The 13113-nt window shown below is 69.7% G+C and carries 17 protein-coding genes; all 17 read right to left on the reverse strand.

Translation table 11 applies throughout. From position 1 onward, the window contains the following. Nucleotides 1–7: 7 nt before the first annotated feature. The 17 genes from GT358_RS09970 to GT358_RS10050 all read right to left on the reverse strand — a co-directional run bounded on the left by GT358_RS09970 (nucleotide 8) and on the right by GT358_RS10050 (nucleotide 13106). Complete coding sequence (locus GT358_RS09970) at nucleotides 8–433, reverse strand: phage tail terminator-like protein (protein ID WP_166582449.1); 426 nt, start codon at nucleotides 431–433, stop codon at nucleotides 8–10. Continuing rightward, nucleotides 430–849 (reverse strand): hypothetical protein, encoded by a 420-nt coding sequence (locus GT358_RS09975; RefSeq protein WP_166582450.1) that lies wholly within the window; start codon nucleotides 847–849, stop codon nucleotides 430–432. Before GT358_RS09975 ends, GT358_RS09970 begins: the two co-directional genes overlap by 4 nt. Next, nucleotides 846–1226 (reverse strand): hypothetical protein, encoded by a 381-nt coding sequence (locus tag GT358_RS09980; RefSeq protein WP_166582451.1) that lies wholly within the window; start codon nucleotides 1224–1226, stop codon nucleotides 846–848. Before GT358_RS09980 ends, GT358_RS09975 begins: the two co-directional genes overlap by 4 nt. A 3-nt stretch (nucleotides 1227–1229) precedes the next feature. Further along, nucleotides 1230–1775 carry a DnaT-like ssDNA-binding protein gene (locus GT358_RS09985; protein WP_166582452.1) on the reverse strand — a complete coding sequence of 182 codons (546 nt, stop codon included), beginning with the start codon at nucleotides 1773–1775 and terminating at the stop codon, nucleotides 1230–1232. Nucleotides 1776–1779: 4 nt separating this feature from the next. After that, nucleotides 1780–2277, reverse strand: coding sequence for a hypothetical protein (locus GT358_RS09990; protein WP_166582453.1), 498 nt, complete (start codon nucleotides 2275–2277; stop codon nucleotides 1780–1782). Nucleotides 2278–2344: 67 nt separating this feature from the next. Further along, nucleotides 2345–3331 (reverse strand): major capsid protein, encoded by a 987-nt coding sequence (locus GT358_RS09995; RefSeq protein WP_166582454.1) that lies wholly within the window; start codon nucleotides 3329–3331, stop codon nucleotides 2345–2347. Nucleotides 3332–3424: 93 nt separating this feature from the next. Beyond that, on the reverse strand, nucleotides 3425–3850 hold the full coding sequence (locus GT358_RS10000) for a hypothetical protein (protein ID WP_166582455.1): 426 nt from the start codon (nucleotides 3848–3850) through the stop codon (nucleotides 3425–3427). 57 nt (nucleotides 3851–3907) lie between these two features. After that, nucleotides 3908–4732, reverse strand: a complete 825-nt coding sequence (locus tag GT358_RS10005; protein WP_166582456.1) for a hypothetical protein — start codon at nucleotides 4730–4732, stop codon at nucleotides 3908–3910. Nucleotides 4733–4736: 4 nt separating this feature from the next. After that, complete coding sequence (locus tag GT358_RS10010; RefSeq protein WP_166582457.1) at nucleotides 4737–5132, reverse strand: XkdF-like putative serine protease domain-containing protein; 396 nt, start codon at nucleotides 5130–5132, stop codon at nucleotides 4737–4739. Nucleotides 5133–5529: 397 nt separating this feature from the next. Next, entirely contained in the window at nucleotides 5530–5859 is a 330-nt protein-coding gene (locus tag GT358_RS10015) for an addiction module antidote protein (protein WP_166582458.1), read from the reverse strand. Next, entirely contained in the window at nucleotides 5856–6872 is a 1017-nt protein-coding gene (locus GT358_RS16690; protein WP_243730806.1) for a type II toxin-antitoxin system RelE/ParE family toxin, read from the reverse strand. Before GT358_RS16690 ends, GT358_RS10015 begins: the two co-directional genes overlap by 4 nt. 106 nt (nucleotides 6873–6978) lie before the next feature. Next, nucleotides 6979–8925, reverse strand: coding sequence for a hypothetical protein (locus GT358_RS10025; protein ID WP_166582459.1), 1947 nt, complete (start codon nucleotides 8923–8925; stop codon nucleotides 6979–6981). 195 nt (nucleotides 8926–9120) lie between these two features. Next, the gene (locus tag GT358_RS10030; RefSeq protein ID WP_166582460.1) at nucleotides 9121–9960 is read right to left on the reverse strand and encodes a hypothetical protein; all 840 of its coding nucleotides are present in this window, start codon (nucleotides 9958–9960) and stop codon (nucleotides 9121–9123) included. Then, a complete protein-coding gene (locus GT358_RS10035; RefSeq protein ID WP_166582461.1) occupies nucleotides 9957–11057 on the reverse strand; it encodes a hypothetical protein in 1101 nt (366 codons plus the stop codon). Before GT358_RS10035 ends, GT358_RS10030 begins: the two co-directional genes overlap by 4 nt. A gap of 72 nt (nucleotides 11058–11129) precedes the next feature. Continuing rightward, nucleotides 11130–11354 carry a hypothetical protein gene (locus GT358_RS10040; RefSeq protein ID WP_166582462.1) on the reverse strand — a complete coding sequence of 75 codons (225 nt, stop codon included), beginning with the start codon at nucleotides 11352–11354 and terminating at the stop codon, nucleotides 11130–11132. Further along, on the reverse strand, nucleotides 11351–12691 hold the full coding sequence (locus tag GT358_RS10045; RefSeq protein ID WP_208103438.1) for a hypothetical protein: 1341 nt from the start codon (nucleotides 12689–12691) through the stop codon (nucleotides 11351–11353). Before GT358_RS10045 ends, GT358_RS10040 begins: the two co-directional genes overlap by 4 nt. Continuing rightward, complete coding sequence (locus tag GT358_RS10050) at nucleotides 12678–13106, reverse strand: hypothetical protein (RefSeq protein ID WP_166582463.1); 429 nt, start codon at nucleotides 13104–13106, stop codon at nucleotides 12678–12680. Before GT358_RS10050 ends, GT358_RS10045 begins: the two co-directional genes overlap by 14 nt. Nucleotides 13107–13113 lie beyond the last annotated feature (7 nt).

Consider the following 13113-nt stretch of genomic DNA (forward strand, 5'->3'; position numbering starts at 1 on the left):
GGGGGGATCAGCTGGGGGTGTAGGCGAGGATCGTGATGGCGACCGGGCACGAGACCCAGGACGGCTCGTGCTGAAGGGGCGCCCGCTCAGCCTGCGCGACGCGCGCGGCTGTGGTGCCATGGACCAGCGAGGTCGAGGGGGCGAAGGCGGCGAGCAGGAGCCCGGCCGCCGTCTCGATCTCCACCGTCCCCCGGCCCGATGGGTAGAAGAGGGTGAGGTTGGCGACCACGCGATGCACGATCGTCCCGCCGACGCCGAGCCCGAGGACCTGCGATGCAATCGGGGCGAGGCGCTCGCGCAGCCATGGGGTGCCGGTCGCAGGTGTGAATGCGATCCCCTCCCAGGAGACGACCGGGGGCAGGCCCGGCGTGCCCAGGATGCGCGCGCGCACCGCCGCGCGGAGGTCGCCGAAAAGGGTCTGGACCGCGCTCATCGGGCCAGCCCCAGGTCGGCCATGACATGCGCGACGATCGCGGGCCAGGACTGGACGACCTTCTGGACGAAGTGCCGCCCTTCCATCTTTGACGTGCCGTATTCGACAAAACGCCCGTAGGAGCAGCCGTTGAGCATCCAGAAGCGCTCGCCCGCCTTCATCTGGAGCACGGCCAGGGCGATCTGCGAGGCGGCGTTGGCCCCGGCGGGATCGACGGAGGCAAGGTCCTCGTCCTTGACGAGCGGGGCGCCGATGGAGGGCTGCCACGATCCGCGCAGGAATCCCGTATCGACCGGGGTATTCTGCACGACGCGCGAGGCCGCCTCGAAGCAGACTTGGCGGGCAACCGCCTCCGTCTGCTCGGCGGTCAGGTGCGCCCATTGGGCGAGGCTCGCGCGGAAGGTCCTGGTGCTCACGGCGCGCCCCATTCCGCATAGGCCACGGTCATGATCGGCCCGTCCATGGCGGGGTCGTAGGTCTGGACCCAGAACAGCGTGCCGGTTTCGCCCGTGGCGAGCGTGATGCGGTCGCCCGGCTGCGGCAGCACGGGCGCGCCGTCGAGCGCGAAATACACCTCGCGGGCGTTCTTCCCTTCGAGATCCACGCCGAAGCGCTGCGCCATGCCGGGGGGCAGAACGACCACGCGGAAAGTCCAGGACGAGGTTCCGCCGCCCGTGGTCTGCTGCGTCACCGGATCGAAGCTGCCGGGGGTCGTGCGGGTCAGGATCGCCAGCCCGCCATGGGCTTCGATCAGCCGCGCGGCGGTTTCGCGGGCGGACAGATAGCGGCCCATGGATCAGGTCCCCGGATGGTCGTGGAGCCCGAACGGGAAGGCGGGGGCGAGCGGTCCCTCCCAAGCGGGGCCGCGCAGGTCGGTCGCATCCCGGCGCAGGAACGGCTCCAGAAGATCCTCCGCAAGGCGCCAGGTGGTGCCCACGGGGGCATCGTCGGCGAAGGTCACGCTGATCGGGCCGACGCTCTCGGAGAGGACCCGCCCGCCGCGTGCGACATCGGGCTTGAGGGGGGCCGAGAGCGCCTTGAAGGCCAGCTCGGCGCAGGCGCGCCGGACGCGCGGGGGCACGCCCGGAGCGGGATGGCCGCCCCATTCGGTCAGGTCCTCGCGGGGGAACTCAAGCGCCTGGGCGGGCGAAAGGCGGCGGCTGCGATAGCGGCCCAGCGTGTCGATGAAGACGGTCGCCTGCCGCAGCGCGGCCTCCTTCTGCGCCGCCGTCCGCCCGGAGATGTCGTAGCCCCAGGCGGCGCAATGCGCGTCGAAGTCGGCGACGGAGACATAGCTCTCCGCGTCCGGCAGACCGGACCCGTCCTCGACCACGAGCGGCATGGGATCATCCCTCAGTGATCAGCGCGGCCAGAGCCTGCTCCGCGGCGGCCTTGGTCCTGTGGGCCGGGCCGACCGGGGCGCCCCGCGCATCGACCACGTGCCAGCCGCCGAGCCCGGCCTTCTGGACGCGCCAGGAGGCGGAGGCCGCCGCAACGGCCTCCGCCGGTGCCGCCTCGCCCGGGAGGAGAGGCTCGGCGGCGTCGGCCGGCGCGGACCCCTCGGCGCCGGCCGTCTCCCCGTCAGCCTGCCCCTCCTCGTCTCCTGCGGCGCCGGCGATCCCTTCGGACTGGCCGCCGCCCGCGTGCCTCACGGGGACGGGATCGTCCGGGCCGAGCGGCGCGATCATGCGCTGCTCGTAGAGGAACCGCAGGCGCCGCTCGGGGACCCCGGTCGTGTCGATCGGATCGCCCGGCCGGAGGGCCACGCCGTTGAGCGTGAGGACCCGGAGCGCCTTGAAGGCGGCATGGGGCGAATAGGGCAGAAGGCTGGGATAACGCGACATGGGGTCCGTCCTCGCGACCTGGAAAGGGGGCGGGGAAGGCGGCTCCGGCCGCCCTCCCCTTCGGCCATCAGGCCACGACGCCGTTGAAGAAGTAGCCGAGATCGGCGGCGACCTTCTTCATGTCGAGGCACATCTCGATCTCGACCCGGTCGGACTTGAGCTGCTCCATGCGGAACTGCCGGATGCGCAGGCCGTCCTCGGCCGCCCCGATCTGGCCCACCCACGAGAAGGTATAGCCGGCGGAGGGCGTCATCAGGCCGGGGGCCGTGGCGGCATGAACGAGCAGCGCGTGCTTGCCGCCGATGAAGGAGCCCGCGCCGGGCTGCCCTTCCTTGGGCGCGGACTCGATGGCGTTCATCACGAGCAGCTCGTCGATTTCGAGAAGCTGCGCGAGCACGTTGAGCGTCCCGCGCGCGGGCGCGCCGGCGGTCTGGCCATACTTGACCCGGTCGATGATGTCCGGGTGATCGACCAGCGCGTCGTAGACCGCGCGGCCGAGGACCAGCTTGTTGGGCTCGAAGCCGGTGGACTCGCGCATGGCGCGCTTGGCATCGCGGACGTTCTTGATCGGGTCGCTGTTGGCGTCGTTCCAGCGCAGCACCTGCCCCGCGCCGGGCGAGGCGTTGACCCCGGCGATGTCGGTCGCCCACACGCCCGGCTTGAAATAGGCGTCCACAAAGAGCTTCTCGCGCCGGATCAGCGCCTTGTGCGTGACGAAATGCGTGGCCTCCCGGTCGGGGTTCAGCGCGGCGTCCGCGTTGTTGCGCACCTGATCGGGGATGTCCTTGTGGAAGGCCCACTCGTTGCAGAAGTAGGTCGGGGTCGAGTCGATGCTGTAGCCGCCGCCGACCGACTCGGTGGACGGGGCGCGGAGGGCCATCTCGTCCCGGTTGAAGTCGTGCCGGTCGAAGACGAAGTAGCGGTCGCTCTGTTTCTGGACCGGGATGTTCGGGAAGACCCGCGTGGCGATGAAATCGTCGCGGGATTGGAGGAACGCCACCGAGATGTTGGTCAGCGGGGCGTTGACGTGAACGTCGCCGGGCGTCGGTTGCATGGCCGGGAGCTCCTGGAATGCGTGGGGGGAACCCGCGGCGATGCCTCGCGCGGGGGCGACCGGCCCGTGGCTGCGGGCCGGTCAGGACGGGGATCAGGCGGCGGTGGTGGGCACCGCGCCCTTGTGGGTGACGAGGATCGGGAAGACGTCGCCGCTGGCGGCGCCCTCCAGGGCGGTGCCGAGGACGTGCGAGCCGATCAGAGGGTCGGCCGCCGCGCCTGCATCGGAGGTATTGGTCCGCCCGGCGGTGGCCGCGACCAGCGCGCCGGAGGCGTTGGAGGCGACATCGCCGCCGGCGGCGATGGTCCCGCCCGCCTTGGCCTTGGAGATGCCGGCCACGCGCACCGTGGCCGCCTGCCCGGGACCGGGATTGTTCTGCAGGATGCCGATGGCCGCCTCGCCCGCGCCCGCGACGACCACCTGGCCGGAGGCGTTCAGCTTGACGGCGCGGAACTGCTGCGCCGAAAGGTCCGCGCCGGCGGCGCGGGAAATGTCGATGCCGTGGCCCTGGTAAGCCATTGTCGGGTGCTCCTGGATTCGAGGGGCGCGGGCGTCGCCGCTCCGCAGGGGAGGGGATCAGACGATTGCCGGGATGGTGGCGCGGCGCTTGGCGACATAGGCGCCGTAGAGGTCCGGGTTCTGCTGGACCGCCTCCGCATAGGCCGCGGCCCTGGACAGATCGGGGCGGGCCTTGGCGATCTCGTCGGCCTTGGCTTGGAGCGCGCGTTCGGGATCGTCCTCCGCCTGCCCGCCGCCGGAGCCCAGCGCCTTGAAGAAGAGCGACCGGGCGTCGATGGCGCGGGCGCTCTTGAGGATCTGCTCGACCGCGGCGGCGTCCTCGGGCGTGGTCCGGCCCTTCTCGATGCGCAGAAGCAGGCCGCCCAGGCGCCGCGCTTCCTCCTCGCCGGGCGCGAAGGCGCGCGCCTTGGCAATGGCCGCCTGCTCCTCCTCGCGCGCGCGCGCCTTGGCCAGCTCGGCCTCGGCTTCCACGAGGCGGCGGCGCGCCGGCTCTGGCAGGGACTTCAGGAACGCCTCCTCGGCCTCCTCGGGCGCAAGAGCGGCGCGGCGGGCCTTCTCCACCTCGCCCTTGGCCTCCTCCAGCTCCGCCTGCAGGGCGGCGATCTCCTCCTCGATCTCCGCGATGCGGGCCTTCGCGTCGTCGCGCTCTTCCTCGGCCTCGTCCCGGGCCTTGGTCAGCGCGGTGATCGTCTGCTCGGCCTCGGCAAGCGCGGCCTCGATGGCGTCCATGTCGGGCATGGTGGTCTCCTGGGGTTTGGCGCCTCCGGGCGCGAGGTCGAAGGGGCGGCGCGCCTTGATGATGACGACCCGCGCCTCGTCGTTGGCGGGCTCGTCCACGAGGCTGATCTCGTCGATGGTCAAGCTCTTGAGGAGCGCGGGCATGGGTTCAGTCCGTGATGGTCTTGCGAATCCCGCGCCCGCCGATCGAGAAGGCGCGCAGGTCGCCGTCGCGGACACGCTTGGCAACGGCTTCGTCGTTGATGCGCATGCCGATGAACCAGCCCCGACGCGGATCGGTGATGCCGAGGGCCTGGGCGACATGGTCGTCCACGATCAGGCTTTCGACCACATCGCCGATGGTCTCGCCCCTGTGCATCGCCTTGGCCACGCGGGCGTCGAGGACGAAGCGGTGGGCGGCGCGGCGCAGCTCCTCGATCTCGATCCGGTCGCCGTCCCAATCGGTGACGGGCACACCGTCCGTCGAGACGACCGAGGCCCAGCCGCGGACGTATCGCCCTTCGGCGTCGCCCTTGGCGAAGGCGAAGGTCAGGCCGATCGTCATGGGGCGCGTCCGGGAAAAGGGAGGCCCGCCGTCGCGGAAGGGGGCGGGCGGGCCTCAGTCTGTCCAACAGGGCGGAACCAGCGCCGCCGGCCTTGGAAACGCGAAAGGCCCCGCTGGGGGCGGGGCCTTTCCGCGCTCCGCAACCTGCGGGGCATGGTGGCAATCTGCCAGATCGGCAGGATTTTGCAAGGGCCTTGTCAGGAGGGGGCTACGCGGGGTTCGGGCAATCCAACTCCACCCGCCCGTCCGGCGGGACGAGAACATCCCGCCAGATACGACCGGAGGCGTCGTCGCGGAGGATCACGCGCTTGCCTGCCCAGTCCGGGGCCAACTGCACGATAGAGCAGCCGGCAGCCCGAGATGGCGGCCTGTGGCGCAGGCGCTCGCGAGATGAACGTCATTCCGGGGCGTCTTCGTCCTCGGGATAGACCGCTTCACCCGCCCCGCTTGGAGTCACGGTCACCTGGAACCCCAAGGACTTCATGACACCCAGCAGAGTGGAGAGAGTGGGATTGCCCCCTTCCCCCAGCGCCTTCCGCAAGCCTTGGCGGCTGATGCCGATCTCATCCGCCACAGCAGAGAGGCCGCGGGCGCGAGCGACAGTGTGGAGCGCGCTGAGGATAAAGCCAACTTCGCCCGTCTCGAATGCCTCGGCGAGAAGCTCCGCTTGGGCTTCTGGGGTGTCGAAGATGGGGGCCGCGTCGAAGGGCTCGGTACTGAAATTCATGCGTCGATCCCCCTCTTGTCGAGGTCGTCCCTGATCTGAATGGCCCGCTTGAGATCCCGACTCTGGGACGACTTGTCGCCACCGCAGAGCAAGAAGATCAAGGTCGTCTCTCGGCGAGTGAAGTAGAGCCGGTAGCCCGGCCCGTGATCAATCCGCATCTCGCTGATCCCTGCCGCCTTGCCGCTCAGCGCCCTGACGTCCCCAAGGTTGCCCTCCTCGGCCCGCAGAATGCGAGAGGCGATCCTTCTGCGGGCGACCGGATCTCCGACCTTCTTCTCCCACCGATCGAACTCAGCGCTTCGCCGGATGGTGAAGCCTTGGTAACTATAGTTGCCATCGGCCTGATCTTCAAGTCTCTGGCCGGGGTTTTCCGCGAACCGACCGCCCTGACCGTCCGGCGCTCCGGCAGGATGGCGAGGCTGATCCTTGCCCTTCTCGACCAGTTGGTCAGCCCAGCCCTCCTCGATCTCCTCGAAGGTCTCGGGGCCGAGGACGATCTCCCTGCGATGGGGATCGACCGTGGCGAGGTCGGGCGCGTCGGGCGCATAGCTGATGGTGATGTGGGGCTGGTACTCGGGCCAGTCCCAAGAGGCCCCCGCATCGCGGATCGCCTGATGGCGCCACCGCAGCGTGGCGGAGGCGATGAGGAGCATCTTGGCCGAGCCGTCTGTCCCGAGGGCCTCCATCATGCGCGGGCCGCCCTCGGGGATGACGATCTGCCCCTCCCCATGCGAGCCTGCGGCCATCCAGTCGACCGGCCGCTTCGAACAGGCGATGGTGACGTGAAGCTCCTCGGCCGGGACGGTGGTCTTGAACCCCTGCTCCTTCGCCCAGGCGATCAGCGCCTTGCCATTGCGGAGCTTGCGGTGGACGTAGAGCGGCCGAGGCGTGGAGAGACCCTTCCGCAGATCGCGCAGCCTGACGACAAGATCGTCCGTGTCGCTGAGAGGGGAGCCCCCGCCCTTCGCCTTCTCGATGGCGGCGCGCAGGCGGGAGAGAGCGTCGAGCGGCATGGCCGTGGCTCCGTTCAAGTGACGGGCAAACAGGATTCTTGCGTCGGATCATCGGGTTAAGGGCCGATCCGGGCGAGGTGGAGAGGTGGGGCGCAAATGACGGGCATCAGCCCTCGGCGAGTTGCGAGGGTTCGTACTGACGCAGAAAAATAGTGCAGCGACAGTTGTGGCTTATTAGGCCGTTCGCGGTATAGTGGCCCTGCGTCGTTTCGAGGTTAAACACATGACCCGCAAATGGAATCCGCCGGACATCGACCACCTCGTCGAGAGCTACCGGGCCGGTCGATCCGAGAACCAAATCGCGAGCGAGCACGGCGTCAGCCGCAGCGTCATTCGGCGCTGCCTCCTTGGTGCCGGCGTCCAACCCCGAGGGCGATCCGAGGCCGAAGCCGTCAAGTGGGCCAGTATGAGCCCCGAGGAGCGAGCCCGACAGGTTGGTCCCGCCCATGCTGGGCGTCGTGGAAAGCGTGACCCCGAGGAGAGGCGGCAGCGGACAGCCCTCACCCGGCAGGCTCGTTTCACGGGCTTCGCCAGCGATCACGAGCGGAGCCTCGACGCGATGCTCCGCGCGCGCGGTCTCGTGGCTGTGCCCCAGAAGGCGATCGGACGCTACAACTGCGACCTCGCCCTCGAACCCGTCGCCGTGGAAGTGTTCGGCGGCAACTGGCACTTCAGCGGTCGGCATCTCGCCCGACTCGATGAACGCACGCGCTACGTCCTCAATGCGGGCTGGCACGTTCTCGTGGTCGTGTCCTTCGGGGGCGAGCCGCTCTGGAGCAAGGCGGCGGACTACGTGGTCGCCTTCCTTGAGGAAGCCCGCGCCGACCCAGCCGCGATCCGTGAGTACCGGATGGTTGATTGTCGCGGAAAGCTCCTGACCCGAGGCTGTGCGGATGACCGCCAGATCACCCTCGTGCCATCTCTGGGTCGCCGCCGTGATCCCGCTACCGGCCGATACGAGCGCGCCCGCTGGTAGGCAATTCGGGTGGACCGGGGGCAGCATGACCGGCCCGTCCGGGCTCCTGAAAGGCTCGTCCATCGCCACCCCGCGCTCCGGGTTCATCCCCGGCACGGGCGAGCAGGTCGGGCAGAGGCGCTCGTCGCGGGCGACCACCCATTGCCGGCGCACGAGCCCGGCATCGGCCTTGCCGTCCAGGATCGCCTGCCGCCAGGCTTCCTGCACCCCCTGATTGGTGGCGCGAAGCGCTTCCGTCCGGGCGATGGTCTCGGCGCGGAACCGCAGGAACTTGCGGCGGTAGGCTTCGACCATCTTGTCGATCTGGGCGGGGGTGAGCGGCTTGCCGGTCTCCATCGCGCGCCGAAGCGTCCCGTCGAAGCGGAAGTCGCGCAGGCGCCGCTCGTCGATCCCGTCCAGCGGCGTGCCGTCCGCATCGGGCCGGAAAACCTGGCGGCCGTTGACCCGGTCGATCTTGCCCCCGAGGTTCCAGCCCTTCGCGGAGGTTCGCAGGTGGAAGGTCTCAAGCTGCGCGCGGAAGTTGGCGACCGCCTTGGCCTGCTTCGTGGTGAGCCCAATGGCCTGGCGAACATCGCGGGCGGTGGCGACCGGGTTCTGGCCCTTGCGCATCCCGTCGAGCAGCGCGGCGCGGACGGACTCGCGGGTCTGCTTGTCGATCTCGCGGATGAGGTTGTGCGAGTAGGATTTGACCCACTGGACCAGCTGCGGGTTCAGCTTGTCGAAGGCGAAGGTCGCGCCGCGCAGGCGCAGGTTGATCTGCCGGGCGGCCGAGGCGGCGCCGGCCCAAAGGGCGGCGCGGGCGGCGTCCTCGACGGCCTGCCGGGCCGGCGCGATGTCAGCTCCGAGGATCAGGTCGAGCACCAGCGCGTTGTTGCCGTCCTGGAGCGCCTTGAGGATTGCCTCCAGCGTCGCCCGGTCCTCCTGGATCGCCACATGGGCGAGGACGGCGATGCGCAGCGCGGGCTCCATCGTGCGCGCCAGCGCGTCGATGTCGCCAATGATCTCCGCCCGCGACCGCTTGGCGACCGGCTCCCGCCGCGGGAGGATCGCGGTTCCGCCTTGCCGGATAAGAGGCATCGGCCCGGGCTCCGCCAGATCATGAGGACGAAGGAGCGACGGGATCGGTGGGGCCGCCCTGCGGGGAGGGGCGGCCCATCTCGTCCCTCCCGTCATCGTCGTCCAGAAGGCCGCACGGGCCGACCTTCGGGCGGCTCAGGGCCTCCCGGACCTGATCGGGAAGGTCCTCAAGGGAGTAAGGGGGCGTGGTCCTGGTCATGTCGTTCTCCCTACATATTTGGAAAGTCTAGCATTTTGATCGCTGTCGTTCAAAATGAAATACCCCCGCCAGAGCACTTCGAGCTGCCTCTTCCGGTCTCCTGTGTTGACGAGGAGCGACTTGCCGCCGGGCGCGTCCGCGAGGCGCCAGATGCTTTCGGGATCATCGGAGTCCAGGATGGCGTAGAGGTCGGCGCGCTGTTTCTGGTCGAGGGGCAGATCGTCCACGCGGGGGCGGAGGTTGGTCCGCACCTTCTCCCAATCCTCCGGGAAGGGCAGGACTCCCGCGCGCGCCCAGACATAAGGGCCTACATCGTAGCCCGCCGCCATCAGGACGGCATCCTGACCGTCCTTCCGGTAGAGGTCGAACATCTCGCCCACGAACTGGCGGAAGTTTTTCCCCCGCGCGTCGTCGGGCAGCTTGATCTCGTCCCAGTGAACGTAAGGGCCGTTCTTCCCTTCGAGGAAGGTGGCGATGAACGAAGTCCCGTTTTCCCCGTGGAAGTTGAGCAGTCCGTTGTCGCCCAGGAACTCGCCGTCGCCGAAGGCGCCCGTGATCAGCTTGTCGAGCGACTGGATGAGCGCGGAGGGGGTGCCGTTGAACTTCTTGTCCCGCTTGGTGATTCCCCGCGCACCCTTCGCTGCGGCGAGCGACGCTGGGCGCTCGGGCGGCGGCGAGGTCTTTCCCGCCCGCCGGCCGGAGGGGCGCCCGGCCGAGGCGCCCCTGCTGGGCGCGAACTGCCCCCCCTTCCCCTCCGGCGCGCCGGCCGGATGGCGCGGCTGCGCCTTGGCGATCGCCACCCGCAGCCGCAGGGCTGCGGCCAGAACCCCGATCACGCCACCTCTCCTTCATCCCCGGCGCTGTCCCACTCGATGGCGCCGAAGTCGGCGGGCGTCCCGCCGGCAGCGGGATCGGCGCCGAGCCCGTCATCTTCGGGGGCGAGGGGCAGGCCCATCAGCTTGCGCAGGTGGTTCTCCAGCTCCCGGTCGGGGAAAAGCGTCGCGCCCGCCCCCGCGAGCACCCCGAGAAGCTGCGCCAGATCGGCGATGTTGGGGTTCTCGATGTCGCCGCAGACGATCATCGGCAGCGCGTCCGGCTTCCAGCCGTTCGCCTCCCACAGAAGCGGCACAAGCCGGCGGTTGAAGACGGCGCAGATGCTGCGGGCGAAGGCCCCCACGGCGGTGGCGAAAAGCGCGGTCTTGTCGCTGGAAAGGGCGAAGCTGCCCACCGCCTGCTGGCCCAGGAAAAGGAAGTCGGCGAGCACGGAGGTCGCCATGGCGCGCGAGCGGCGGTCGATGATCCGCGTCGTGTCGAAGGTCCGCGCGCCGCCCGAGGACAGCAGCTTGAGGTCGAAGAGCGGATGGCCGGACGCATCGCGGTCGGAGGGGATGATGACGCCCTCGCGCTGGTCGCGCCGGATCGAGGTCACAAGCGTCTGCCACGCCTGCAGGAGGCGCTTCTCGGCCGGGTCGGCGTCGGCGGCGAAGAAGCGCGACGGCATCAGGGCGACCGGCAGGCCCGCCAGGTCGCGCTCGACCCCGATGGCCTCGATCTCCTCGATCCGCTTCTTGAAATACCAGTCCCGATAGGCGGATCGCAGCAGGCTCCGCCCTTCGGGGTTGTTGCGCTCCTCGGTCGTGCGGAAGAGAAGGATCTTCTCGGCCGGGAGATAGATTTCCGGCCCGGAGATGGGCTGCTGCCAGAGGCCGCGGATCTCGCCCGTCCGGTCGTCCACGTCCCAGCGGGTGATGGAGGTCTGCGCGCGCAGGGCGAGCGACGCGATCCCGATGCGGCCGTCCGAGAAGCGCGAATGCCGGAGCGGATCGCGGGGGTTCGGCCCCGCGCGGCGCTTGAGGGTGATCTCCATCGGCGCGTAGCCATAGACGAACATGGTGGCGATCTCGGCGATCACCGCCTCGAAGGTCTCGGCCATGTCGTCCAGGCATTCTTCGAGGAAGGTCTTGCCGTCCTCCGCCTCGGGCGTGTCGTCGATCGCTTGGACGGTTCAGGAGGCTTGCCGGAGCAGCGTGGTGACGACGAAGATCACCGCGCCCAGGGTGGACTCGTTGTCGGCCATCTCGCGGAAGGTCCGGGCGCCGCGCTGGCCGCGGAGCTCGGGCAGGAACTCCTCGATGATGGCCCCGCCGGAAAGGCGCAGGCCGGTCGTGCCGACCACGTCGCCCATTCCGGCGAGGGTGCTCCTGCGCTTGTCGATCGGGTCGTCGGTCATGGCGCGAGCCCTTCCAGATAGGCGTAGTCGCCGCCGGGCGCGGCAGGGGCGGCGTCGAGCCAGGGCGAGAGGCGGGGAATGCCGACCGGCTCCGCAACGGCATGGCCTTCGCTGCCGCGCCAGAGCGCATTGGCGAGCGCCAGCGCCATCACGCAGTCGTCGTGCGCTCCCTCCGGGGCGGCGTAGCGGATGCCCGTGCGGGTATAGACATACTCGAAGGCTTCAAGCTCCAGCCGGATCGGTCCGTCCGGGATCGTGATCGCCCGGCTTTGGATCGAGAGCGAGAGCCCTTCCATCAGGCGCTGCTTGGAGGCGGCGGTGAAGGTGAAGCCGCGCACCTGCGGGCAGCGTCGCTGGAGCGCCTCCACGATCGGGTCGCCCACGCCGGTCGAGTCGACCAGGGCGGGGCGGGCGCCGATCAGGTCGGCCAGCCGCGCGGTGGTCTCGCCCCAGGGGACGCCCTGCCAGCGCTCGATGCCGCAGACCGCGCCATGGCGGTCGAGGCCCACGACCACGGTCCAGTCCTGGCTGCGGGCGAGGTCGACGCCCACGGCAACGGGCGGGTGCGGCGAAAGCGGGCCGAGGCAGGCGGCGATATGGGCGAAGCCGAAGGGGTTGCCTTCGTCGTCGGACGCTTCGGCGAGGTAGAGCTCGCGGAAGACGGCTTCGGGCAGCAGGCGGCGGGCGTCCTCGATCTCCTCCCGGTCTAGCACGCCGCCTTCGACCGCGTCCCAGGCGGTCAGCTTGGAGAAGTGCAGGCCGTCCGCGCCGGCTTCGGCCTGGCGGGCGAGGCGGAAGAACCAGTTTTTGCGGCCCTTGACGTTGCCGATGCAGCGCAGCGGCCCCTTGGTGGCGGTCAGCGTCGAGCGCACGGCGTGCCAGGCCGCTTCCCGGACGCGCGAGGCTTCGTCGATCACGCAGGCATAGACGTCATCGCCGTAGAGGTTGTCCGGCTTTTCGGCGTTCTTGAACCAGATGGTGGCGCCGTTGATGAGGCGGATGAACAGCTCGGAGGCATTGACTTCGTGGGTCCAGGGCGGGAGCGCCAGCTTGAGGCGGCGGTAGGCGATCTTGGCCTGGGCGTTGACCGGGGCGACCCACCAGAAGTTGCGGCCTGGCCTGCCGTCGAGGAAGGCGCGCTCGGCGAGCCAGCAGATGGCGGAATGGGTCTTGCCGGCCTTGGTGCTGGCCTCGATCAGCGAGATGCGCGCCGGGGCGCCGGTATGGTCCGGCGCGTCGAACATGGCGATGCGCTGCTTCGGATAGAGGGGCGGTCGTTGCCAGGCGAGGCGCAGCGGGGGCGCTGCGCTGCGCAGGCGCCGGTCAATCGCGGACACGGCGCTCGCCCATATGCAGGGTCACGACGACTGCGCCATCGGATTCTCCCTCGGGCGGGAGACCATCGCGCCATCCGGGCGGGTCGGCTTCGCGCGCGCCACCCCATCCCATGCGCGACCGGGAATACCAGACGGCGGCCGAGAACCACTTCGGGTGCTGGGGGTTCATGGCGGCCGTGATCAGGGATGCCCCGACCTTCGCGTCCACCTCCTCCTTCCCGAAGTCGAGCTCCTCCCGGTAGTGCTGCTTCAGGGTGTTGAGGCAGACCCCGATCTTGCGGGCGATGAAGTCCTCCTTCGCGCCCTGAGCCTTGAGGAGCGTCACCAGCATCCGGTCCTTTTCGGTCGGCTGGTGTGGGGGGCGGCCGGGTCCGGTGCTGCCGCTTTTTCTGCTGTCGGAAATCCCCTCGAGCATCGCGCGG

Source organism: Rubellimicrobium sp. CFH 75288 (assembly GCF_009904055.1).
Lineage (GTDB): Bacteria > Pseudomonadota > Alphaproteobacteria > Rhodobacterales > Rhodobacteraceae > Rubellimicrobium.